The organism is Amycolatopsis sp. NBC_01307, assembly GCF_035975215.1.
Taxonomy (GTDB): domain Bacteria; phylum Actinomycetota; class Actinomycetes; order Mycobacteriales; family Pseudonocardiaceae; genus Amycolatopsis.
In genome coordinates this window covers 5,963,661-5,984,970 of sequence record NZ_CP108403.1, presented here as the reverse complement: position 1 = coordinate 5,984,970, position 21,310 = coordinate 5,963,661, and the positions used below count along the sequence as shown (strand labels likewise).

Annotated in this window: 21 protein-coding genes; 13 read left to right on the top strand and 8 right to left on the bottom strand. The window is 71.9% G+C overall.

What is annotated here, in order from left to right; translation table 11 throughout:
* The first annotated feature begins 2 nt into the window (after nt 1-2).
* The 4 genes from OG439_RS25670 to OG439_RS25655 all read left to right on the top strand — a co-directional run bounded on the left by OG439_RS25670 (nt 3) and on the right by OG439_RS25655 (nt 4,728).
* Entirely contained in the window at nt 3-911 is a 909-nt protein-coding gene (locus OG439_RS25670; RefSeq protein WP_326943402.1) for an ABC transporter ATP-binding protein, read from the top strand.
* Nucleotides 908-2,482 (top strand): ABC transporter permease, encoded by a 1,575-nt coding sequence (locus OG439_RS25665; protein WP_326943401.1) that lies wholly within the window; start codon nt 908-910, stop codon nt 2,480-2,482. The genes OG439_RS25670 and OG439_RS25665 overlap by 4 nt, the downstream gene beginning before the upstream one ends.
* A gap of 234 nt (nt 2,483-2,716) precedes the next feature.
* The gene (locus tag OG439_RS25660; RefSeq protein WP_326943400.1) at nt 2,717-4,174 is read left to right on the top strand and encodes an amidohydrolase; all 1,458 of its coding nucleotides are present in this window, start codon (nt 2,717-2,719) and stop codon (nt 4,172-4,174) included.
* A gap of 89 nt (nt 4,175-4,263) precedes the next feature.
* Nucleotides 4,264-4,728 (top strand): hypothetical protein, encoded by a 465-nt coding sequence (locus OG439_RS25655; RefSeq protein ID WP_326943399.1) that lies wholly within the window; start codon nt 4,264-4,266, stop codon nt 4,726-4,728.
* Between the two features lie 18 nt (nt 4,729-4,746).
* On the opposite strand, the gene OG439_RS25650 is transcribed toward OG439_RS25655, so the two are convergent.
* On the bottom strand, nt 4,747-5,088 hold the full coding sequence (locus OG439_RS25650) for a hypothetical protein (RefSeq protein WP_326943398.1): 342 nt from the start codon (nt 5,086-5,088) through the stop codon (nt 4,747-4,749).
* A gap of 189 nt (nt 5,089-5,277) precedes the next feature.
* Between OG439_RS25650 and OG439_RS25645 the strand changes: the two genes are divergently transcribed.
* The gene (locus OG439_RS25645) at nt 5,278-7,617 is read left to right on the top strand and encodes a GH92 family glycosyl hydrolase (RefSeq protein WP_326943397.1); all 2,340 of its coding nucleotides are present in this window, start codon (nt 5,278-5,280) and stop codon (nt 7,615-7,617) included.
* A gap of 61 nt (nt 7,618-7,678) precedes the next feature.
* Here OG439_RS25645 and OG439_RS25640 read toward each other — a convergent pair whose 3' ends face one another.
* Both OG439_RS25640 and OG439_RS25635 read right to left on the bottom strand, forming a co-directional pair.
* Nucleotides 7,679-8,914, bottom strand: coding sequence for an MFS transporter (locus tag OG439_RS25640; protein ID WP_326943396.1), 1,236 nt, complete (start codon nt 8,912-8,914; stop codon nt 7,679-7,681).
* Nucleotides 8,911-9,066: a hypothetical protein gene (locus OG439_RS25635; RefSeq protein WP_326943395.1), complete on the bottom strand. Its 156-nt coding sequence runs from the start codon at nt 9,064-9,066 to the stop codon at nt 8,911-8,913. Before OG439_RS25635 ends, OG439_RS25640 begins: the two co-directional genes overlap by 4 nt.
* 127 nt (nt 9,067-9,193) lie before the next feature.
* On the opposite strand from OG439_RS25635, the gene OG439_RS25630 reads away from it, so the two are divergent.
* Together OG439_RS25630 and OG439_RS25625 are read left to right on the top strand one after the other, a co-directional pair.
* Nucleotides 9,194-9,766: a TetR/AcrR family transcriptional regulator gene (locus OG439_RS25630; protein WP_326943394.1), complete on the top strand. Its 573-nt coding sequence runs from the start codon at nt 9,194-9,196 to the stop codon at nt 9,764-9,766.
* A gap of 115 nt (nt 9,767-9,881) precedes the next feature.
* Nucleotides 9,882-10,367 carry a DUF2127 domain-containing protein gene (locus OG439_RS25625; RefSeq protein ID WP_326943393.1) on the top strand — a complete coding sequence of 162 codons (486 nt, stop codon included), beginning with the start codon at nt 9,882-9,884 and terminating at the stop codon, nt 10,365-10,367.
* 2 nt (nt 10,368-10,369) lie between these two features.
* Here OG439_RS25625 and OG439_RS25620 read toward each other — a convergent pair whose 3' ends face one another.
* Nucleotides 10,370-11,077: a PP2C family protein-serine/threonine phosphatase gene (locus OG439_RS25620; RefSeq protein ID WP_326943392.1), complete on the bottom strand. Its 708-nt coding sequence runs from the start codon at nt 11,075-11,077 to the stop codon at nt 10,370-10,372.
* Nucleotides 11,078-11,202: 125 nt separating this feature from the next.
* Between OG439_RS25620 and OG439_RS25615 the strand changes: the two genes are divergently transcribed.
* On the top strand, nt 11,203-11,934 hold the full coding sequence (locus OG439_RS25615; protein ID WP_326943391.1) for an AfsR/SARP family transcriptional regulator: 732 nt from the start codon (nt 11,203-11,205) through the stop codon (nt 11,932-11,934).
* Here the strand turns inward: OG439_RS25615 and OG439_RS25610 are convergent.
* Nucleotides 11,913-12,659, bottom strand: coding sequence for a hypothetical protein (locus tag OG439_RS25610; protein WP_326943390.1), 747 nt, complete (start codon nt 12,657-12,659; stop codon nt 11,913-11,915). The two genes, OG439_RS25615 and OG439_RS25610, sit on opposite strands and share 22 nt — an antisense overlap.
* 81 nt (nt 12,660-12,740) lie before the next feature.
* On the opposite strand from OG439_RS25610, the gene OG439_RS25605 reads away from it, so the two are divergent.
* Nucleotides 12,741-13,169, top strand: a complete 429-nt coding sequence (locus OG439_RS25605) for a nuclear transport factor 2 family protein (RefSeq protein ID WP_326943389.1) — start codon at nt 12,741-12,743, stop codon at nt 13,167-13,169.
* Between the two features lie 52 nt (nt 13,170-13,221).
* Here the strand turns inward: OG439_RS25605 and OG439_RS25600 are convergent, their stop codons facing one another.
* The 3 genes from OG439_RS25600 to OG439_RS25590 form a co-directional block, all read right to left on the bottom strand.
* On the bottom strand, nt 13,222-15,063 hold the full coding sequence (locus OG439_RS25600; RefSeq protein ID WP_326943388.1) for an ArnT family glycosyltransferase: 1,842 nt from the start codon (nt 15,061-15,063) through the stop codon (nt 13,222-13,224).
* Nucleotides 15,063-16,319, bottom strand: a complete 1,257-nt coding sequence (locus tag OG439_RS25595) for a bifunctional glycosyltransferase family 2/GtrA family protein (protein ID WP_326943387.1) — start codon at nt 16,317-16,319, stop codon at nt 15,063-15,065. Before OG439_RS25595 ends, OG439_RS25600 begins: the two co-directional genes overlap by 1 nt.
* Nucleotides 16,320-16,419: 100 nt before the next feature.
* Nucleotides 16,420-17,001 (bottom strand): hypothetical protein, encoded by a 582-nt coding sequence (locus OG439_RS25590; RefSeq protein ID WP_326943386.1) that lies wholly within the window; start codon nt 16,999-17,001, stop codon nt 16,420-16,422.
* A gap of 584 nt (nt 17,002-17,585) precedes the next feature.
* On the opposite strand from OG439_RS25590, the gene OG439_RS25585 reads away from it, so the two are divergent.
* The 4 genes from OG439_RS25585 to OG439_RS25570 are packed head-to-tail and all read left to right on the top strand — an operon-like array spanning nt 17,586 to nt 21,307.
* Nucleotides 17,586-18,887 carry a helix-turn-helix domain-containing protein gene (locus OG439_RS25585; RefSeq protein ID WP_442792218.1) on the top strand — a complete coding sequence of 434 codons (1,302 nt, stop codon included), beginning with the start codon at nt 17,586-17,588 and terminating at the stop codon, nt 18,885-18,887.
* An 11-nt stretch (nt 18,888-18,898) separates the two neighbouring features.
* Entirely contained in the window at nt 18,899-19,642 is a 744-nt protein-coding gene (locus OG439_RS25580) for a hypothetical protein (protein WP_326943384.1), read from the top strand.
* On the top strand, nt 19,642-20,271 hold the full coding sequence (dcd, locus tag OG439_RS25575) for a dCTP deaminase (protein WP_442792348.1): 630 nt from the start codon (nt 19,642-19,644) through the stop codon (nt 20,269-20,271). Before OG439_RS25580 ends, dcd begins: the two co-directional genes overlap by 1 nt.
* On the top strand, nt 20,255-21,307 hold the full coding sequence (locus OG439_RS25570; protein ID WP_326943382.1) for a thiamine-phosphate kinase: 1,053 nt from the start codon (nt 20,255-20,257) through the stop codon (nt 21,305-21,307). The genes dcd and OG439_RS25570 overlap by 17 nt, the downstream gene beginning before the upstream one ends.
* Nucleotides 21,308-21,310: the final 3 nt, after the last annotated feature.

Genomic DNA, 21,310 nt, shown 5'->3' with positions numbered 1-21,310 from the left:
CCATGGCCGAAGCGATCACCGCCGCCGGCCTCACCAAGGCGTTCGGCGCGGCGAAGGCCCTCGACGGGCTCGACCTGACCGTCCACACCGGCGAGGTGCACGGGTTCCTCGGACCCAACGGCGCCGGCAAGACCACCACGATCCGCGTGCTGCTGGGGCTGATGCGGGCCGACGGCGGCCGGGCCACCCTGCTCGGCGGCGACCCCTGGCGCGACGCCACCGAGCTGCACCGGCGCCTCGCGTACGTGCCGGGCGACGTCACGCTCTGGCCCAACCTCACCGGCGGCGAGGTCATCGACCTGCTGGGCCGGCTGCGCGGCGGGCTCGACGCCGGGCGCCGGGACGCGCTCGTCGAGCGCTTCGACCTCGACCCGCGCAAGAAGGGCCGGACGTACTCCAAGGGCAACCGGCAGAAGGTCGCGCTGGTCGCCGCGCTGGCGTCCGACGTCGAGCTGCTGGTGCTCGACGAGCCGACGTCCGGGCTCGACCCGCTCATGGAAGAGGTCTTCCGCCAAGTGATCGGGGAAGAGCGCGACCGCGGCGACCGGACCGTGCTGCTGTCCTCGCACATCCTCTCGGAGGTCGAGGCGCTGTGCGACCGCGTCACGATCATCCGGGCCGGCCGGACCGTCGAGTCCGGCACGCTCGACGAGCTGCGGCACCTGGGGCGGATCACCATCGACGCCTCGCTCGTGCGCGTCCCGGCGGATCTGGCGTCGTTGCCCGGGATCCACGACCTGAGCACCTACGGCTCGCACGTCCACCTGTCGGTCGACCAGTCCGCTTTGGACGGTGTGATGCGGCACCTGGCCGACGCCGGGCTGCGCAACCTGGTGAGCCGGCCGCCGACGCTCGAGGAGCTGTTCCTGCGCCACTACCAGCACGACGAGCCGGTCGGAGCGGCGCGATGACCGGCACCTGGTCGCTGCTGCGGCTGGTGCTGCGCCGCGACCGGTTCCTGATGCCGCTGTGGATCGTCGTGCTGACGGTCGCGCCGCTGGGCTACCTGTCGTCGATCGAGGCCGCGTACCCGGACGCCGCGGCGCGGCAGCACTTCTACGACCTGAACGTCGGCAGCGCGACGTTCGCCGTCCGCAACGGCCCGTTGTACGGCCCTTCCGCCGGGGAGTTGCTGGCCTGGCAGTGCGGGTTCATCCCGGTCGTCGTCGGGCTGATCGCGCTGCTCACCGTCGTCCGGCACACCCGGACCGAGGAGGAAGCGGGACGCCGGGAGCTGACCGGCGCGACCGTCGTCGGCCGGCACGCGGGGCTCGTCGCCGCCGTGCTCGCCGCCTGCGGCGCGTGCCTGGTCTACGGCCTGCTGGTCGCGCTCGGCGTGTCCGCGCAAGGTGTCCCGGTGGCCGGAGCATTGGCGCTGGGGCTCGGCTTCACCATGACGGGCTGGGTGTTCGCCGCCGTCGGCGCGGTCGCCGCGCAGCTCACCTGGGGCGCGAGCGGCGCCCGGGGCATCGGGATCGGCCTGCTGGTGCTGGCGTTCCTGCTGCGTGCCGCCGGGGACAGCAGCGAGACGACCGGCGGGTCGGCGGGCTGGCTCGCTTGGCTGTCGCCGATCGGCTGGGCGCACCGGCTGCGCCCGTTCGCGGGGGAGCGGTGGTGGGTGCTGCTGCTGGGCGTGGTGTCCACGGGCCTGCTGGTGGTCGCCGCGGCCGCGCTGTCGGCCCGGCGGGACCTCGGCGCGGCGCTGCTGCCCGCGCGGCTCGGGCGTCCCGCGGCGAAGGCGTCGCTGCGCTCGCCGCTGGCACTGGCCTGGCGGCTGCAACGCGGGACGCTGCTGGTCTGGACGGTGTGCCTCGCGCTGGTCGGGCTGCTGATGGGCGGGGTCGCGCAGAACGTCTCGGACATGGTGCGGGACAACAAAGCCGTCGCCGACGTCTTCGCGCGGCTCGGCGGCGGGGGCGCGGTGATGGACGCCTACCTGGCCGGGACGATGACGTTGTTCGGCCTCGCGGCGGCGGGCTACGCGGTGCAGGCGACGCTGAAGCTGCGCGCCGAGGAGGCGGCCGGCCGGGCGGAACCGGTGCTGGCCACGGCCGTCGGCCGGCTCGGCTGGGCGGCGGCGCACCTGGTGTTCGCGCTGCTGGGGCCGGCGTTCGTGCTGGCGGTGACGGGGCTGGCGACCGGGCTGGCCTCCGGCGACGGCGCGCGGCTGATCCCCGCGGCCCTGGCGCAGCTGCCCGCGGTGTGGGTCCTGGCCGGGCTCGCGGCGGCGTTGACCGGCTTCCTGCCGCGCTTCGCGGCGGCGGCGTGGGGCCTGCTGGGCGCGTTCCTGCTGCTGTCGCTGGTCGGCTCGGCGTTGCGGTGGAACGACGTCGTGCTCGGCATCTCACCGTTCCAGCACCTGCCACGGCTGCCCGGCGGCACCTTCTCGGTGACCCCGCTGCTCTGGCTGGTGCTGATCGCCGCCGCGGCGGGCACCGCCGGCCTGGCCGCACTGCGCCGCCGCGACATGCCGGTGGGCTGAACGCCGTGAATGCCACATCGAGGGACCTAGCGTCCCTCGATGTGGCATTCACGGACTTCGGCGGCAACCGAGGGAGTCGAACCCTGCGCGGCTTGTGAAGGCGGCGCCCATGGACCGGCCCTGACCCTTCGGCGGGCGACGGCTGCCATCTCTTTCAACGGTAGCTAATACCCAGAAATTTCCCATCTCACGCTGTGCTTCACCCGGACGTGACCCGCCTGGCAAGGTAGGGCCATGGACGATCTTCTGCTGCGCCGCGTGCGCCCGGGACTCGGCGGCGAGCTCGCGGACGTGCGCGTGACCGACGGCCGCGTCGCCTCGATCACCGAGCCCGGGTCGGCCGGTTTCGCGGCCCGGATCGTCGACGGCCACGGCGGCACGCTGCTGCCGGGACTGGTCGACGCGCACGTCCACGTCGTGCAGTGGGCCACGTCCCGCCGCCGCATCCCGCTGGAAGCCGCGCGGTCGGCGGGGGAGACGGTCGAGCTGCTGCTGGCGCACCTGCTGGCGACGCCGTCGCAGCCGGCGGAACTGGTCGTGGGCGCGGGCTTCCGCGACGCGCTCTGGCCGGACAAGCCGCACAAGGAGCTGCTGCAGCGCGCGCTGCCCGGGCGCGCGGTGGCGTTGTTCAGCGCGGACCTGCACACGCTGTGGCTGAGCCCGGCGGCGCTGAAGCTGATCGGGCGCGAGCACCCGACGGGCGTGCTGCTGGAGAACGACTGCATGAGCGCGACGGCCGAGCTGCCCACGGCCGCCGTCGACGTCCAGGACCAGTGGGTGGCCGAAGCCGTGCGCGCGGCGGCCGCGCGCGGGGTGACGCAGATCGTCGACTACGAGTACGCCGACACCGTCACGGACTGGCTGCGCCGGCTGGAACGCGGCACCCCGGCGGCGCGGGTCTCCTGCGTCATCGCCCGGTACCTGCTGGACCAGGCCATCGAGCGCGGCCACCGCACGGACGACGTCCTCCCGGACTCCGGCGGGCTCCTCACGGTCGGCCCGTTCAAGCTCTTCGTCGACGGCTCGCTCAACACCCGCACGGCGTACTGCCACGACCCGTACCCGGGCGGGGATTCGCTGGGGCTGCTGGAACTCCCGCCGGCCGAGCTGGTGCCGCTGATGCGCCGCGCGTCCGATCACGGCTTGCTCCCGGCGGTCCACGCGATCGGCGACCAGGCCAACACGATCGCCCTGGACGCGTTCGAGGAGGTCGGCTGCCCGGGCCGGATCGAGCACGCCCAGCTGCTCTCGCCCGCGGACGTCCCGCGGTTCGCGGCCCTCGGCGTCGTCGCGGCGGTCCAGCCGGCCCACCAGCCGGACGACCGCGACGTCGCGGACCGCCACTGGACCGGCCGGACGGCGCGCGCGTTCCCGTACCGCTCCCTGCTGGAAACGGGCGCCCGCCTGGAACTGGGCTCCGACGCCCCGGTCGCGCCGCTGGACCCGTGGGACGGCATCGCGTCGGCGATCTCCCGCACGGACGACGACCGCCCGCCGTGGCACCCGGAGCAGTCGATCCCGTTCGCCGACGCCTTGGCGGCGGCCTCGGGGGGCCGTCGCGGCGTCGCGGTGGGCGACGTCGCGGACCTGATGGTGACGGCGGCGGACCCGGCTTCCCTGTCACCGCAGGACCTTCGCCGCCTTCCGGTGACGGCGACGATCCTGGGCGGGCACGTCACGCACCAGTCCTGACGCGCGATGTGCAACCTATGGGTTGCGTAGCGAGTGGCTGTTGTGCAACTATTGAGTTGCACATCAACCGCTTCGAAAGGTGCCCGGCCATGGACACGACCGCGCTGCGCAGTGCTTACGAGAAGTTGTTCGAAGCGGCGGCGACGCCGGGCCTCGGGGCCGCCGCCGACGGCGGCTGGGACGCCGACCAGGTCCTCGCCCACGTCCTCAGCGTCGACGCCGCCGTCGCCGCGGTCGCGCTGGGCGTGGTCGCGGGCTCGCGGCCCACGTTCGACAACCGGGTCGCCCTCGACCCCGCGCACCTAGGCCGGATCATCGCCGGGCACGCCGGCCGGGCCGAACTCACCCACCGCGTCCGCAGCCAGGCCGCCATCCTCTGCGACATCGCCGATTCCCTCGACGAGCAGGCGGCTTCGGTGCAGGTGCCGGCGTTCCTCGTGTCCGGCGACAAGCTCGTGCTGGACCAGCCGATCCCGCTGGCGGCGCTCATCGACGGTCTCGCCGAGGACCACGTCCCGGTCCACACCCGGCAGATCCTCGCGCTGCGGTCGTAGTCCCTTGTGGACGGTCGCTCAGCCTGCGGCGAGGACGGCCTTGGCGATCTCGCCGGGGTGGATGCCGGGCACGGCGACCGGCGGCACGCCGAGGCGTCCGGCGAACGTTGCGCCGGGGTGCGGCAGCGCCGCGTAGCAGACGATCCCGGCGAGCCGGCCGGTCAGCCGCCCGGCCGCGCCGGTGATCGGGTAGCCGGCCCAGCTGCGCCCGACCAGTACCACGTCGGTCAGGTCGCGGGACTCGGCCAGTCGCACGAGGTGGCCGGCGGCGTCGGCCAGGCTGGTGGCCGCGGGGGTCGTCACCGTCGCCGCCGCCACCGCCGGCCAGGTCATCGTGCACGGCGGCGTCCGGGTGATCACCCAGCAGGCGCTGTCCGGCCCGCCCGAGCGGGACGCGAACTGGCCGCCAACCAGTGGTTCGGGGCGTTCCGCCGCCGCGGGTGAGCCTTCGCATATCCGGCAAAACCTCGCTCGTGGGTCTTGACCTGTCCGGTGGACAACGTCAAGGATTCACCCACAGTCTGACAACGTTGTCACAGGAGGAACCGGATGAGAGCGCGCAAGCGCGTCCTGGCCGTCACGCTCGCCGGCGTGACCGCCGTCGCCCTCGCGACCCCCGCGCAGGCGGCACCACACGGGCCGAAGTTCGCCGACGACCCGACCACCCTCGTCGACACCTCGATCGGCAACAACGGTGACGGCACCACCTTCCCGGGCGCGACGACGCCGTTCGGCATGGTCCAGCTCAGCCCGGACACCCAGCTCAAGAAGTACGCGTCCTACGACTACGCGCAGGACACCACCCTCGGCTTCAGCCACACCCACCTCTCGGGCGTCGGCTGCCAGACCATGGGCAACTTCCGCTTCATGCCGACCACCGGCGCCGTCACCAGCAGCGACCCCGCGCAGTACGGCGCGAAGTTCAGCCACGCCAACGAAACCCGGCAGCCGGGCTACTACGGCGTCAAGCTCGACAATGGCATCGACGCCGAGCTGTCCGCGACCCAGCGCACCGGCCAGCACCGCTACACCTACCCGGCCGGGGCCACCAGCGAGAACGTCCTCATCGAGGTCGGCGAGAGCAACGGCTACACCTACGCCGGTGACGTCCACGTCGTCGGCGACGACACCGTCGAAGGCTGGCTGCAGGGCGGCAACTTCTGCTGGGAGACGCAGAAAGAGCGCTACAAGGTCTTCTTCAGCGCCAAGTTCGACCGCAAGTTCACCGGTTTCGGGACCTGGACCGACAACAAGCTCACGCCGAACCAGCGCGACGCGAGCCTCGGCAGCCAGCGCGCCGGTGCGTGGCTGAGCTTCGGCGCGGACAAGAACCAGGTCGGCGCGTCCGTCGGCGTCTCCTACACCTCGGTCGACGGCGCCCGGCTGAACCGGAAGACCGAGCAGCCCAAGTCGTTCGACAAGGCGCGCAAGACCGCGCACGACACCTGGGCGGACGAGCTGAACCGGATGCGCGTCGCCGGCGGGATCCTCGCCGACCAGCGCACCTACTACAGTGCGCTCTACCGCTCGCTGCTGCACCCGTCCGTCGGGTCCGATGTGGACGGTTCCTACCGCGGCTTCGACGACGCCGTGCACCGCGGCCGGGACACCTACTACCAGATGTTCTCGCTGTGGGACACCTACCGCTCGCAGAACCAGCTCGTCGCGCTGCTGCACCCGGACAAGGCCGCGGACATGACCAAGTCCGTCCTCAAGATCTACCAGGACGGCGGCTGGGTGCCGCGCTGGGCGCTGGCCGGCGGCGAGACGAACGTGATGAGCGGCGATCCGGTGACGCCGTGGGTGGTCGACAACTACCGCCGCGGCCTCCTCGACGACCGCACCGCGCGGCAACTGTTCGACGCGTTGTGGCGCAACGCCACCGAAGTCCCGGCGGACCAGTCGATCTTCCGCGGCCGCGACGGCAACCCGAACTACGTCAAGAACGGCTGGATCGGCTACCAGGACGTCCCCGGGTACACCTTCGGCGACACCCGCCAGGCCGGCTCCGCGACGCTCGAGTACGCCCTCGCCGACTGCGCACTGTCCACAATGGCGTCCGGGCTGGGCTACCGCGACAAGGCCAAGACGCTGTCCGCGCGCTGCGGCAACTTCTCGAAACTGTGGGACACCAGCGTCGAGTCCCACGGCTTCACCGGCTTCCCGCGCACCCGCGCGGCGGACGGCACCGGCGTCGGCGACCCCGACCCGGCCCAGTCGACCGGTTTCCACGAGGGCACGCCGTGGCAGTACCAGTGGCTCGCCCAGCAGGACACCGCGAAGCTGTTCGGCCTGATGGGCGGCGCGGGGCAGGCCGAGAAGCGGCTCGACACGTTCTTCGACACGCCGCTGCTGCTCACCGACCCGGCGAAGGCCGCCAAGGACTCCTGGGTCCACGGCGCGTACGACTACCACAACAACTTCGCCTTCAACCCCAACAACGAACCCGACCTGCACGCGCCCTGGATGTACAGCTGGACGGGCGCGCCGTGGAAGACGTCGGCCGTCCTGCGCGCGGCGCGGACGCTCTTCACCGACACGCCGTACGGCATGCCGGGCAACGACGACCTCGGCACCATCTCGTCGTGGCTGGTCTTCGGCATGACGGGCGTCTTCGAGGCCCAGCCCGGTTCCGGGACGTACCTGCTCAGCACGCCGATGTTCGAGAAGGTCGAGATCCACCCGGAACACGGCCGCAAGCTGGAGATCGAGGCGCCCGGCGCGAGCGCGTCGAAACTCCAGTACACATCGGACGTCCACATCGGACACCGCGGCTACGACCGCAGCTGGATCTCGCACGAGGACCTGCTCCGCGCGGGCACGATCCGCTTCACCCTGAGCGACACGCCGACGGCGTGGGGCACGAAGTCCGCCCCGCCCGCGATGTGATCCAAAGCCGTGAAGGCCTCCTTACCGGCCATAAGAGCCGGTAAGGAGGCCTTCACGGCTTTCAGGCGCGGCGCAGGGAGGGGAGCATCGCGGCGACGCCGAGTGCGGCCACGATCAGCGGGACCACCAGGGCGGCCTGCAGGCCGCTCAGGAGGTCGCCGCCGGTGGCGGTCACCGCCGACACCACGCCCAGCGCCACCGCCGGCCCGACCTGGAACGACGTGTTCACCAACCCGCCCGCCAAGCCTTGGTCCGCGGCCGGGACGCTGTCGGCCGCGGCCATCGTCAGCGGGCCGTAGGTGAGCGTGAAGGCCAGCCCGACCAGCAGGAACGCGGGCAGCATCAGCGTCACGTACCCGCTGGTGGCGTCCAGGAACCGCAGGAGCGCGTACGCCGCCACCGACGAGGTGAGCCCGGCCAGCGCGACGCGCCCCGAGCCGAACCGGCCGACCAGCGGCGCGGCGATCCGCGGCGCGAGCAGCGCCACGACCAAGCCGCTCGGCGCCACCGCGAGCCCGGTCTCCAGCGCTGACCAGCCGCGGAAGTCCTGCAGGTAGAGCGTGACGATGAACAGCGCGCTCACCCAGCCGCCCAGCAGCGACAGCGCCCCGACGGCGGCCCGCACCAGCGCGCCCGACCGCAGCACGCCCAGCCGGACCAGCGGCGCCGAGACCCGCCGCTCGATCACGGCGAACGCGGCCAGCAGCACCACGACCGCCACCAGCGAACCGAGCGTGCGCACCGACGCCCAGCCCGCGTTCGGCGCCTCGACCAGCGTGAACACCAGGAGCAGCATGGCCGCCGTGATGGTCGCGGAGCCGGCGACGTCGAAGCCGCCGGTCCGGGCGGGACGCGGTGCGCGCGGCACCACGGCCAGCGCGCCGGCCAGGGTCGCGAGCGCGACGACCACCGGCGCGTGGAACACCCACCGCCAGCTGACCTCGGTGAGCAGCCCGCCCGCGACGAGCCCGAGCGAGAAGCCGGCCGCGCCGGTCGCGCTGTAGATCGAGAGCGCCTTGTTGCGGACCGGGCCCTCGGTGAAGCTCGTCGTGATGATCGAGAAGCCGGCCGGGGCACTGAACGCGGCGCTCACGCCGGTGACGAACCGTGCGGCGATGAGGAGCGGGCCGTCGGTGGCGAAGCCGCCGAGCGCGGTCGCGACGGCGAACACCACCAGCGAGCCGATCAGCATCCGCCGGCGCCCGAGCAGGTCGGCGGCGCGCCCGCCGAGCAGCAGGAAACCGCCGAAGCCGAGGACGTAACCGCTGACCACCCACTGCAGCGAGGCGGTGGTCAAACCGAGCTCGGCGCCGATCGACGGCAGCGCGACGCCTTCATCGAGACGTCGAGCGCGTCGAGGAACATCGCGCCGCAGAGGACGAGGAGCAGGCCGCGGGCGCGGGGCGTCATGCGGTCGTGGGCCGCGGCCGGAGACGTGGAGACGGTCAAGGGAACCCCCAAGTGAGACGGACCGATCGGTCCGGGACCGAACGGTCCGAATCATGACGGCGTCGCGGACACGGTGTCAACCAGGGATTCCACGATGTGGACCATTCGGTCCGGTACGATGGGGCGCATGCCGCGCAAGCCCACGCCGGACGCCCGAGAGCGCATCCTCGAAACCGCCACCCGGCTGTTCAACCAGCAGGGGGTGCACGCGGTCGGGATGCAGCAGATCATCGACGAGTGCAGCTGCGGCAAGAACCTGCTCTACAGCCAGTTCGCGAGCAAGGACGAGCTGGTCGTGGCCTACCTGCGGCGCTGCAGCGGGGACTGGGAGCACATCGTCGCGGACGCGAAAGCGGCCGCCGACGGCCCGGAGGGACAGCTGGTCGAGCTGGTGCGGGAGGTCGGGATCCGCGTCAACGTCCCGGGCACGCGCGGTTGCCCGCTGCGCAACACCTTCGCCGAGTTCCCCGAGCGCGAGCACCCGGCGCACCAGGTGTCGCTGGACCACTTCGTGCGGGTCCGGACGCAGCTGCGGGAGCTGGCCCGCTCGACGCCGGCGGCCGAACCGGACCGCCTCGCCGACCGGGTCATGTTCATCATCGACGGCCTGTACACGAACGGCCCGATCTTCGGCGAAGAGGGGATGAAGACGGCGGTCGCGTTCGCGGAAGACGTGGTGCGCTCGGAAACGGCCGGCTGATCGGGCGACTGATCGAGTGGCACCGGACGGACCGGACCGGCCGGACAGCCCGGCACGAAAGGCGTGAAAACCGCCCCCACGTGCGCGGATCCACCGTTCGTGCTGAGGTGGGGGCATGGCGGAAACCAAGCCGACGGCGACCGAGCGGTTCTTCCGGATCGCGATCGCGATCAAGGGCCTCGACGGCGCCCTGCAGGTCGTCGGGGCGCTGATCCTCGCGTTCATCCCGGCGTCGACCGTCAGCGGGTTCACCCACGCGGTGATCACCCGCGACCTGCTCGGCGACCCGTCGGGCACGCTCGCGCGGCACCTGGAATCGGCGACCGAGAACTTCCTGCACGGCGACACCAAGACGTTCGCCGTCGCCTACCTGCTGGCCCACGGCCTCATCAAGCTCGGCCTGGTCTGGGCGCTGGCGCGCAAGATCGTCCCCGCCTACCCGATCGCCGCGGTGATCCTCGCCGCGTTCGTCGTCTACGAGGTCTGGCGCGCGATCCACACCCACTCGATCGCGCTGCCGTTCTTCGCCGCCCTCGACGTCATCATCATCGTCTTGGTACTACGCGAATACCGGCAGCTGAAACGCGAACGCGCTAACTAGCCTCACGCGGCGACGGGAAATCGCACCGTAATGCTGTCGGCCTCCACTGCTTCGACGTAGAGCGCGGTCGCGTTGTCGGATCCGCCGTGGGCGATCGCGGCCTCGACGAGTTCCGCGGCCCCGTGCGCCGGATCCGCGAGAATGGCGCGGATCGCGCTGCCGGTGAGCGGTTTGTGGACGCCGTCACTGGTCAGCAGCAGCCCGCCGCCGGTGACCTCGGCCGTGCCGATCTCGTGCGGTTTCGTCGTGCGGACGCTGGTGGTGACCACGTGTTCCATCCGCGGCGTCACCGGCTGGCGGCGGGCGCGGAAGTACTCGGCGAGCGTGTGGTCGGTGGTCAGGCGGCGCAGCGCCGTGCCGTCCCAGGCGTACGCGCGGGCGTCGCCGACCCAGGCGATGCGGTAGCCGCCGGCGACCGGCACGGCGACGACGAGCACGGCGTCGCCGTAGCTGCGTTCCCGGACGGCCTGCTGTGCGGCGAGAACGGCCTCGACCGGTCCTTTGTGGACCGGAGTGCGCGCGGCGGCCGCGGCGGCGACGCGTGCGGCCTGGGCGGCGGCCGGGTCGTCCCCGACGCCGTCGGCGAGGGCGAAGACGATGCCGGGCGCGCCGGCCGCGGCGTAGGCGCCGACGGCGTCGGCGTTGTGCGAACGGGGGCCCTGCGCACTCGCGGTGTGCCAGCGCGGGTAGCCCGGACGGGTGGTGATCATCGCGGCCTCCTCATCCCTCATCCCTCATCCTCTGACCTCCATGATCCGCGCCGTTCCTGTGGGCGGTCTGAGACTTTCCTGTGCCCGCGGTGTCAGTCCCGGTACGGTGGGAACGGGGTGGGGGGATGGAGTTCCGGATTCTGGGCCCGCTGGCGGTGTGCCGCGCCGACGGCCGCCCGGCCGTGCTCGGCGGGCGCAAGCCGCGGACGCTGCTGGCGGCGTTGCTGCTGGCCCGCGGCCGGGTGGTGCCCGACGAGCGGCTGATTTCCCTGGTGTGGGACGGCGTCCGGCCCTCGACGGTCGACGCGCAGCTGTGCACGTACGCGTCCCGGTTGCGGCGGGCGTTACCGGCCCGGCTCGTCCGCACGGGTGGCGGTTACCTGCTGGAGCCGAGCGGCACCCTCGACGCGCAGGAGTTCGAACGGCTCGCGGCGGCCGGTGCGGCGGCGTTCCGGGCGGGCTCGGCTTCCCGTGCGGCCGGGTTGTTCCGCGCCGCGCTGGACCTGTGGCGCGGTCCGGTCCTCGCCGACGTCGCCGAACCGCTCCGCGCGGGCTCGGCGGCGCGGTTCGAGGAACTCCGGCTGGCCGCGCTGGAAGGCCGTATCGAAGCCGACATCGCGGTGGGCGACCACCTGCGAGCCGTTCCCGACGCGACGGGACTCGTCCTCGAACACCCGCTGCGCGAGCGCGCGCTCGCGTTGCTGATGGCCGCGCTGTGCGCGAGCGGGCGGTCGGCGGACGCGGTGGAGGTGTACCACCGGGGCCGGCGCGTCCTCGACGAAAGGCTGGGGATCACGCCGGGCCCGGCGTTGCGAGCGGCTTACGAGCGGGTGCTTCAGCCCAGTCCGGAGGGATAGGGCGAGGACTGGAAGTCACGATCGAGCTGCGCGGGCTCCCGCGGCAGCCAGTAGCGGGCGAAGGCGCGGACCTGCCCCGCGGGCAGCCCGGGGTTGACGTGCCGGTGGTCGGGTTTCGCGACGGACTGCAAGGCCCAGGCGAAGCCGAGCACGGGATCGATGCGCGCCCACCGCTGACGGTCGATGCCGAGCAGCATCTGCGCGCGCTGGATCGCGTGCCAGAAGTGGTAGCTGGAGGGCGGATTCCCGTCCATGGTGTGCACCTCGGACTCGACGGGTTCGCGTCGAGGATCGAAGAGAACCCCCTGCCCGAAGTCGGCGAACGCTCTGACGAGGCCCGCTTCGTCCCCGCGGTAGAAGCGGTCGAAGTTCCCGAGCTGAAGCTTCGACAGCGTCCGCAGCGGCGCTTCGACGGGCTTGACGAACTCGAGGTAGTTCCGCGGGTACGTGGGCTCTTTGCTGAAGGCGAGCCACCTGCTGGCGATGCTTTCCTGGCCGAGGTACCCGAACAACGCGGTGTAGGCGGCACTGGTTTCCGGCGACGGGTGGTACAACGCGATTTCGTCGAGCTGGTACCAGACTTCGTTGGCCCGCCGATCACCCAGCATCCCGGGCACGGGCGGCAATACGTTCGTGTCTGCTTCCGCTGTCCCGCTCAGCAGGACGGATCCGGCCGTGGCAACGGCGGCCCCGGCGGTGATTTTGAGCAGGCTCCGGCGATCCATGTCTACCCCCTGTGGGCGACCCCCGCCGCCCTCGCCGCCACCGTACGGAGGGTTTCTATACTTTTTCTGTACGATCATTGCGTGGATGACACCCGGGCGATCGAGAACCTGATCTACCGGTACGCGTCCCTGGTGGACGCGGGCGACTTCGCCGCCGTCGGCGAGCTGTTCGCATCGGGCGCGTTCGCCGGCAGCGGCGGCGTGGCCCGCGGCGCTCCGGAAGTCGCCGGAATGCTGCAGTCGACGGTGATCCGGTACGACGATGGGACGCCGCGCACGAAGCACGTGACAACGAACGTGTCGATCTCGCTCACCGGGGACACGGCTGAGTCGCAGGCGTATTTCACGGTGTTGCAGGCGGTCCCGGGCTTCCCACTGCAAACGATCGCGGCGGGCAGTTACCGGGACACGTTCACCCGCTCCGCGGGCGAGTGGCAGTTCACGGAACGCCGGGCCACGGTCGACCTGGTCGGCGACGTCAGCCACCACCTGCGTACAAAGAGGTCGTGAGTGGTAATGCGGGTTAGAACCCTAATTACCACTCACGACCCCTAGGCCGCGCTCAGCTCTGCAGGTCGTAGACCGTGGAGCCGTCCACTGTCGTGGCTGTGAAGTTCGCCGTCACCCACTCGGTGATCTCGCTCGATCCGCCGCCCGGGCCGCCGCCGCGGCCGCCGTCGATGAAGTACTTCACCTCGCCCGCCGCGACGTATGCCTTGAACTCGGCCAGTGTCGGGGCCGGGTCCGAGCCGCTCCAGCCGCCGATGCCGATGACCGCCTTGCCGCTCGCCAGTTCCAGCGATGCCGCGCTCTGCGAACCCGTCGTCGCCGCCGCCCACTCGGTCGTCGTCGACGCCAGCAGCTTGCCGACCGCGCTGGACGCCGAGTCTTCGCCGCCGCCGAAGCCGCCCATCGCGCTCGACGTCGGGCCGGACGTCGGGATCGATCCGCTGTGGGCCACCGACGCCGTCTCGACGCCGTAGGCGACGGTCGAGACGCCCAGTGAAAGCACCACCGCCGCGGCCACCACCGCCACCACCCGGCGCACCGGCGGCACGCCCATCACCAGCACCGTGGCGGCCAGCACGCCGAGCACCGCGACGATCCAGCGCAGCGCCGGGAACCAGTCCGGCGTGCGGTCCAGCAGGATGAACGACCACACCGCCGTCGCCACGACCATGCCGGCCAGCACCGCCCGCGGTGCCAGGTTCACCCGGCCCTGCCACAGCGCGCGGCCCGAAATCGCGACCATCGCGGCGATCGCCGGCGCCAGCGCGACCGAGTAGTACGGGTGGACGATGCCGCTCATGTAGCTGAACACCAGCGCCGTCACGACCAGCCAGCCGCCCCACAGCACCAGCGCCAGGCGCGTCCGGTCGGTGCGCGGCGCACGCCGGGTGAACCACAGCCCGGCGACCAGGCCGATCAATGCGGCCGGCAGCAGCCACGAGATCTCGACGCCGAAGCTGGCGCCGAACATCCGGAACAGCCCGGACGTCCCGCCGAAGCCGGTGTTGCCGCCCATGCCACCGCCGCCGCCGGGGCCGCCCCCTTCGCCGCCGCCGAAGATGCGGGACAAACCGTTGTAGCCCAAGGCGAGTTCGAGCAGACTGTCCCCTTCGGACCCGCCGATGTAGGGCCGGGACGCCGTCGGCCACAGGTCGACCAGCGCGATGAACCAGCCCGCCGAGACGACCAGCGCCACCACCGCGCCGCCCAGGTGCAGCAAGCGCTTGCCGAGCGACGTCGGCGCCGCGATCAGGTACACCAGGCCGAACGCCGGCAGCACCAGGAACGCCTGCATCATCTTGGTCAGGAAGCCGAACCCGATCGCCGCACCGGCCAGCGCGAGCCAGCCGGGCGACGCCTTTTCCGTGGCGCGCACGACGAAGTAGGCGCCCGCGACCATCAGCAGCACGAGCAGCGCGTCCGGGTTGTTGAACCGGAACATTAGCGCCGCTACCGGCGTCACCGCGAGCAACGCGCCCGCCATCAGCCCGGCGACCGGGCCGGACGTCCGCTTCACCGCCAGGTAGAGGAGGCCGACGGACGCGACGCCCATCAGCGCTTGCGGTGCCAGCACGGTGAAGCTGGAGAAGCCGAAGATCCGCGCGAACGCCGTCCCGACCCACAGTGCGGCCGGCGGCTTGTCGACGGTCAGGACGTTGCCGGAGTCGAGCGAGCCGAACAGCCACGCCTTCCAGCTCTGCGTCCCGGACTGCACGGCGGCGGCGTAGAACGAGTTGCCGAAGCCGGACGCGGTCAGGTTCCAGAAGTAGAGCACCGCGGTCGCGGCCAGCAGCCCGAACACCGACGGGCGGACCCAGCGCGGGGGTGCGGGCGCCGCGGAGTCCTTGCGGTGGCGCGGTTCCTGCGTCACGGGGTCGGACAGGACGGCGGTCATCAGTACTCCTTCTGGGTGGCGCCCTGGCGGCGCGGGTTGAACACCCAGCCGCGCAGGAGCAGGAACCGGAGGACCGTGGCGGCGAGGTTCGCCAGCACGAGCACGGTGATCTCCAGGACCAGGCCGGGGGTGGTGGAGCCGTGGAGCAGGGCGAGCGCGCCGCTGGTCAGCGCCAGGCCGAGGCCGAACACGATCAGCCCTTCGAACTGGTGACGTCCCGCGCCACCGCGGCCCCGGATGCCGAACGTGAGCCGGCGGTTGAGCGCGGTGTTCGCGATCGCCGTCACCAGCAGCGCGGCGAAGTTCGCGGGCTGCGCGCCGACGGCCGTGCGCAGCAGCAGGAACAAGACGAGGTACGCGAGCGTGCTGCTGACGCCGATCGCGGCGAACCGCACGAGCTGCGTCACCAGCCGCGGCGGCACCCCGGGTGCCTCCACCCCGATCGGCTGCCGGCCGAGCTGCTCGCGCAGCCGGCTGATCGGGATCTCGCCGGTGAACGTCGCTTTCGTGACGCGGGCGATGCCCTTGAGGTCCGCGGTGGCCGTCTTGACGATGTTGACCGACGAGTCCGGGTCGTCGACCCAGTCGACGGGCACCTCGTGGATCCGCAGCCCGGCGCGTTGGGCGAGGACGAGCAGTTCGGTGTCGAAGAACCAGCCGGTGTCCTCGACGTGCGGCAGCAGTTCCCGGGCGACGTCGGCGCGGATGGCCTTGAACCCGCACTGCGCGTCGCTGAACTTCGCGGCGAGCGTCGAGCGGAGGATCAGGTTGTAACACCGGGAAATGAACTCGCGCTTCGGTCCCCGCACGACGCGCGCGCCCCGGGCGAGCCTGCTGCCGATGGCGAGATCGGAGTGCCCGGACAGCAGCGGCGCGACGAGCGGCGCCAGCGCGGCCAGGTCAGTCGAGAGATCGACGTCCATGTAGGCGAGGACAGCGGCGTCCGAGGCCCGCCAGACGGCGTTGAGCGCGCGGCCGCGGCCCTTCTCGTCCAGGTGGTGGACCTCGACCTCGGGGAACTCCCGGGCCAGCCGCTCCGCGACCGGCAGCGTCGCATCGGTGCTCGCGTTGTCGGCGACGGTGATCCGGTACGGGTAGGAGACGTGTTCGGCCAGGTGCGCGTGCAGCCGGCGGATGCACGGTTCGAGGTCGGCCTCTTCGTTGTGGACCGGGATGACGACGTCGAGAACCGGCTGCGGGCCGGCCAGGTCGACCGGGACGGTCCCGGGCCGTGAAGCGGAGGCGGTGGCTGTCATGACGACCACAGTCGTGGGTCCCGCTTTGGTGACCGTGTGATCGCCCTGTGCGGTTGCTGTGCGCCGCCCCCGGACGGGTGGACGCCGGGGGCGGCGCGGCTCAGCTGTGCACGCGCAGCGGGACGATCTCCTGCGGGTTGCCGCGTTGCGCGGGCACCCACCGCGGCGGCGCCGTGCAGACGGCCACCGTCACCAGGCTCGCGAACCGCGGATGGCGGTCGACGTAGACCTCCGTCGCGAAGCACGCCGAAGCGATCAGCGCGCGAGCGTCGCGGATCTGCCGGAACTCCAAGCCGGCCGGGCAGAACACGGTGACCAGGATTTCGCCGTCCCGCTCCCGCGTCCACAGGATCGCCGGCCGGCGGCCGTCCAGGGTGCAGACGCGGGCCCTGGCGAACGTCGCCCGGAGGCGGTGCTGCACGACGATCGCGCGCAGCCGGCCGCGCAGGTAGCGGCGGCCGGCGCGCCAGTAGAAGACCCAGTGGAACGCGCCGGCCAGGGCCACCGCGAACCAGAGCGGGCCGAGCCACTGGAAGAGCACCACGAGCGAGCAGGGCAGCAGGGTGACCGCCGCGATCTCGTAGCGCCAGTGGTAGGCCCACAGGAACGGGTTGGGCCGTTTCACCGGGGTGAGCTGCCGGGCCAGCTCGGTGACGTGCTCGGGAGTGTGCTTGCGGGTCATGACCGTGCTCCTCTCCAGCCGTCGGCGACCGGGACCGCGGTCTCGGGTGCCGAGCGAATGACTCCGGTACCGGCGCAGGCCGGGCAGGCGGCGCCGTCGGTGGGGCTGAGCCCGTGGCCGCCGCAGGATCGGCAGGCGCTGACGGTGTCCCAGCGGGGATCGCGGTAGGTGCGGGTCCGGCCGTTCGCGGCGCGGTGCACCTGCCAGCCGCGGGCCTCGGCCCGGGCGTCCTCGTCGGCGGCGAAGAGCCATTCGCCGAGGACAGCGAGTACTCGATCGAACCGGCCACGCCGGCGGGACGTAGGTAGGTTGTGGTCTTCCATCGGGACACCCCCAAACTGCGCGCGAACTTCGGAGGGCAAGCCCGGCCGGCTCGGGGAGGCCGCCGGACACTATCCGCAGTGCCTCAGGTGCGCGGGGTCGCGACCGATCCGTGGCCGGGAGGGCCACGAGCTGCGGATACAACCCGTTCGGGCGAGTCGCTCAGGGTTGGCAACCGCGAGGAGCCGCCGATGGGATAAGGTGCGCTCTGTGTCCACAAATTGTCACCTCCCTACGGTCGCCTACCTATGTAGGTAAGTCCGATGAACTGGACTTACCTACATGATAAGTCGACTGTGGCCCAGCCGATAGGTACTGATGTGGTAACGACGCCTGAACAGGTGGGCGACGAGCTGCGCCGGCTGCGCAAGGCCGCCCACGAAACCCAGGCGGACGTGGCCCGGATCGTCGGGGTGAGCCGGGCCAACCTGACGCAGTGGGAGACCGGGCGCTACCTCCCCTCGACGGACAACGCGCGGCTGCTCGATGATCACTTCCGGGCGGCGAACATGCTGTTCGACCTGGTGGAAGGCGCGAGGTCGCCCGCGTCGGCGGGGTCGGTCGTCACCACGGGCGGCTCGCTGCTCGAAGTCCTCCGGCGGGCGGGGCACAGCCTCGCCGGGCACGTGATCCGCGACGACGACGGCCAGGCGGTCGGCTGGCGGCACAACCTCCAGCAGCAGGGCGAGCAGACCACGCTCGCCACCGCCTACGGGATCTCCGCGATGGTCGTGGTAGGCGAGCCCTACATCGGCCTACACAACGTCGTCGTGGATCTCTACGAGAAGCGGTCCGAATTCGGGTGGCAGGGACGGTCGAGCGGTCGCCGGCCGGAGGTGACCGCCGCGGTGGTGGACGCCCTCTCCCAGGCGAGCACCCTGCTCTCCGCCGACGAAGGTCTGCACTACCTCGAGCGCTCGCTGGACGGCTACAGCCGGACCCGGCCGTTCCTGCTGGCCACGGCGTTGCGTTCGGCGGTCCGGCTCCGGCCGGACGCGCCGTTGACCCGCAAGCTCGCCGACGACCTGCTCGCCACCCGTCTCGACTTCGACGGCCTGCTCCTGTGGGGCGAGAAGAAGGAGCCGCGGCTGGTGGCGCCGGAGCCGTCGGCCGCGCACACCGCGCGGGCGGTCGTGGCTCTTCGCGCTTTGCTGCGCGGCGGCGGCGAACGTTCCGACATCCGTGACGCCGTCGAGACGGCTACGCAGTGGCTCATCGAGCGGGCCCACCCGGACGACGGGGTCTCCGAGGAACTGGCGCTGCCCCAACCCGGCGGCCGCCAGCCGGTCCGGGTGAACATCAAGCACTTCACGGCCGCGTGGGTCCTTCAGGTGCTGGCCGAGGCGCCCCACGTGCCGACGGCCAGGCTGAGCCGCGCGCTCGGCTCCCTCTGGGAACGTCATGAGCCCAGCCTGGGCCTGTGGGCCTGGGGCAGCGGCGATCTGCCGATCTGGATGACGCTCGACGCCGTCACGGCCCTCCGCGCGGCCGCGCTCGCGTTCGCAGTACCTGCCCTTCTCCCCCCGAACGTCCCCCCTGACGTCCCCCCGAACGCCGCAGAATAGAGCGTCGCACGATGAGCACCACGTCACTGACGGCCCTCGACGATCACCGGTTTCCGCGCGGGCTCGCGGAAACCCTGGGTCGCGACGGCGCCGCGTTGTCCAATCTCGAAAAGGCGGCGTGGGAGATCCGCGTCGAGCCGCGGCCGTTCGTCAGCTGGCTGGCCGGGCTCTTGACAGACGACGCGACGGTCGCCGAGATCGCCGGACGCTCGTACTGGCACCCCAACGGTTTCGCGAAGCTGGTCCTCCACACCGCGGCCGAGCCGGAGTTCCGGATCCGGCTGCACGTCTGGCCCGAGTCCGACGTCGTTTCGCCGGGGGAGTCGAACCCGCACAGCCACCGGTGGGAGTTCGCCTCCCACATCCTCGTGGGCACGGGCATGCACATGGTCGAGTTCACGGAGGTCGCCGACGGCGGCAAGCCGTTCCGGCGTTACCGCTACGGCGCCGATCCCGCGCACCCGGCCGCGCTCGTCACCGACGGCGAAGTGCGGCTGAAACGCCAGAGGTCCCCGCACGTCGTGCGCGGCGAGGTGTACTCCTGCGACACGGACGTGGTGCACACGGTGCGCCCGATCGACGCGGGACTGACCGCCACCGTCGTGATCCAGGGACCGCGCCGGACGCCGGCCACGGTGGTCTACTGCGAGCCGGGCGAGAGCGACGACCAGCCGAACGGCGTGCTGTCCGAAGCGGACTTCCGCCGGCTCGTGACGGCCGTACTAGCGGCTTTCGAGCAGGAGGCCACATCATGATGCCGGTGCAGCTGGGATTCCGTGACAGAAAGCGCCGGTTGCCCGTCCGGCGCGCGCGTCGCGGGGTGCTGACCGACAAGGCCATCAAACGCGCCGTCTCGGCCGGGGAACTGACCGTGACGCCGTTCGAGCCGGCGATGCTCCGGCCCGCCGCGCTCAGCCTGCGGCTCGGGTACGAGGCGTTCAGCCTCGCCACGACCGGTCCGGTCGACATCGCCGACCGGTCGACGTACCCGGAGCTGGTCCCCAAGGAGCTCGACGCGCAGGGCCGGCTGGCCGTCGAACCCGGCGAGGTCGTGCTCGCGCCGACGCTGGAGAAGATCGGTCTCTCCGAGAACCTCGTCGGGCTCGTCGACGGCACCAGCGACTACGCGCGGCTCGGCATCGGCGTCGTGCTGTGCGGTCAGGTCAGTCCCGGCTTCGGCCGCGGCAAGCTCGCCGTGATCACGCTGGAGATCGTCAACCACCTGCGTCACCCCGTCCTGTTGTACCCGGAGACCCGGATCTGCAACTTGATGCTGTTCGCCTCGACCGGCAGCGAGCAGCCCTACGACGTCATGCCGCACAACTACTCGAGCGACCACGCCGTCGCCGCGTCCCGATTGGCCGACCATGTCCGACGCAACTGAAGAGTGCCTGGGTGACCTCGGCGAACGGGGGATCCAGGAGCGAGTCCTGCGACCGCGGTACGCCGGCACGGAAGGCTTCGGCGACGACAGCGCCCTGCTCGCCTCGGTGACGACGCCGAGCGAGCTCGTCGCGACCACCGACAGCTGCCCGGCGCCCGTGGTCAACCTCCTCGGCGAGCCCGATCTCTACCACTCGGGCTGGCTGCTGGCCACGATCAACCTGTCGGACCTGGCCGCCGCCGGCGCCGAGCCGCTCGGGCTCGTCGTCAACTACACCCTGCCCAAGGGCACGACGGTGCGGGAGTTCGAGCGCCTGCTCGACGGCGTCGACGACTGCTGCGCCGCCCACGGCACGAAGGTCGCCGGCGGGGACATCCGGGACGGCGAAGTCGTCCAGCTGACGGCGACGGCCATCGGCCGGTGTAACCCGGGCAGCCGGCTGCGACGCTCCGGCGCCCGAGCCGGGGATCGCCTGCTGCTGGTCGGTTCGCCCGGTCACCTGTGGGCCGCGGCCCTGCTGAAGACGGGACAGGCGACGCTCCCGGCGGCCGAGGCCGCCGAGCTCTGGCGACGAGCGTGCGAGCCCATGGCCCAGCTGAAGGCCGGGCAGCTGCTGGCCACGACCGGCTTCGCGCGGGCGGCGATGGACGTCTCCGACGGCCTGTTCGCCACGGTCCGCACGCTCTGCGAGGCGAACGGCGTCGGCGCGGCCGTCAGCGCGGATTTCCGGCTGGACGACCTGGTGGCCGAGGTGGCCGCGCAGGCGAAACTGGACCCCTTCGACCTCGCGCAGACCTGGGGCGACTGGGGACTCGTCGTCGTGGTCCGCGAAGAGGACGCCAGGCTCGTCACGAAGACGCTGCGCGAAGAAGGCATCGCCGCTCAGGAGATCGGAACCCTGACGGCGGACAAGGAGCTGACGCTGGGGCCCGAGACCGCTGCCTGGCGCGGGATCGCGCAGGAGCGGTTCTCGGCCAGCTCGTGGCACGGCGGGGAGCCGGCCACGGTGATCACCGACATGTTCAAGGCACGCTGACCC

Bases quoted from the DNA above. Each gene is read 5' to 3' on its own strand.
- OG439_RS25610 (WP_326943390.1), bottom strand. From the start codon at position 12,659: ATGGATCGCCGGAGCCTGCTCAAAATCACCGCCGGGGCCGCCGTTGCC.
- OG439_RS25595 (WP_326943387.1), bottom strand. From the start codon at position 16,319: ATGACAGCCACCGCCTCCGCTTCACGGCCCGGGACCGTCCCGGTCGAC.
- OG439_RS25600 (WP_326943388.1), bottom strand. From the start codon at position 15,063: ATGACCGCCGTCCTGTCCGACCCCGTGACGCAGGAACCGCGCCACCGC.
- OG439_RS25630 (WP_326943394.1), top strand. From the start codon at position 9,194: ATGCCGCGCAAGCCCACGCCGGACGCCCGAGAGCGCATCCTCGAAACC.
- OG439_RS25665 (WP_326943401.1), top strand. From the start codon at position 908: ATGACCGGCACCTGGTCGCTGCTGCGGCTGGTGCTGCGCCGCGACCGG.
- OG439_RS25625 (WP_326943393.1), top strand. From the start codon at position 9,882: ATGGCGGAAACCAAGCCGACGGCGACCGAGCGGTTCTTCCGGATCGCG.
- OG439_RS25615 (WP_326943391.1), top strand. From the start codon at position 11,203: ATGGAGTTCCGGATTCTGGGCCCGCTGGCGGTGTGCCGCGCCGACGGC.
- OG439_RS25590 (WP_326943386.1), bottom strand. From the start codon at position 17,001: ATGACCCGCAAGCACACTCCCGAGCACGTCACCGAGCTGGCCCGGCAG.
- OG439_RS25655 (WP_326943399.1), top strand. From the start codon at position 4,264: ATGGACACGACCGCGCTGCGCAGTGCTTACGAGAAGTTGTTCGAAGCG.
- OG439_RS25620 (WP_326943392.1), bottom strand. From the start codon at position 11,077: ATGATCACCACCCGTCCGGGCTACCCGCGCTGGCACACCGCGAGTGCG.
- OG439_RS25670 (WP_326943402.1), top strand. From the start codon at position 3: ATGGCCGAAGCGATCACCGCCGCCGGCCTCACCAAGGCGTTCGGCGCG.
- dcd (WP_442792348.1), top strand. From the start codon at position 19,642: ATGCCGGTGCAGCTGGGATTCCGTGACAGAAAGCGCCGGTTGCCCGTC.
- OG439_RS25585 (WP_442792218.1), top strand. From the start codon at position 17,586: ATGAACTGGACTTACCTACATGATAAGTCGACTGTGGCCCAGCCGATA.
- OG439_RS25660 (WP_326943400.1), top strand. From the start codon at position 2,717: ATGGACGATCTTCTGCTGCGCCGCGTGCGCCCGGGACTCGGCGGCGAG.
- OG439_RS25645 (WP_326943397.1), top strand. From the start codon at position 5,278: ATGAGAGCGCGCAAGCGCGTCCTGGCCGTCACGCTCGCCGGCGTGACC.
- OG439_RS25580 (WP_326943384.1), top strand. From the start codon at position 18,899: ATGAGCACCACGTCACTGACGGCCCTCGACGATCACCGGTTTCCGCGC.
- OG439_RS25570 (WP_326943382.1), top strand. From the start codon at position 20,255: ATGTCCGACGCAACTGAAGAGTGCCTGGGTGACCTCGGCGAACGGGGG.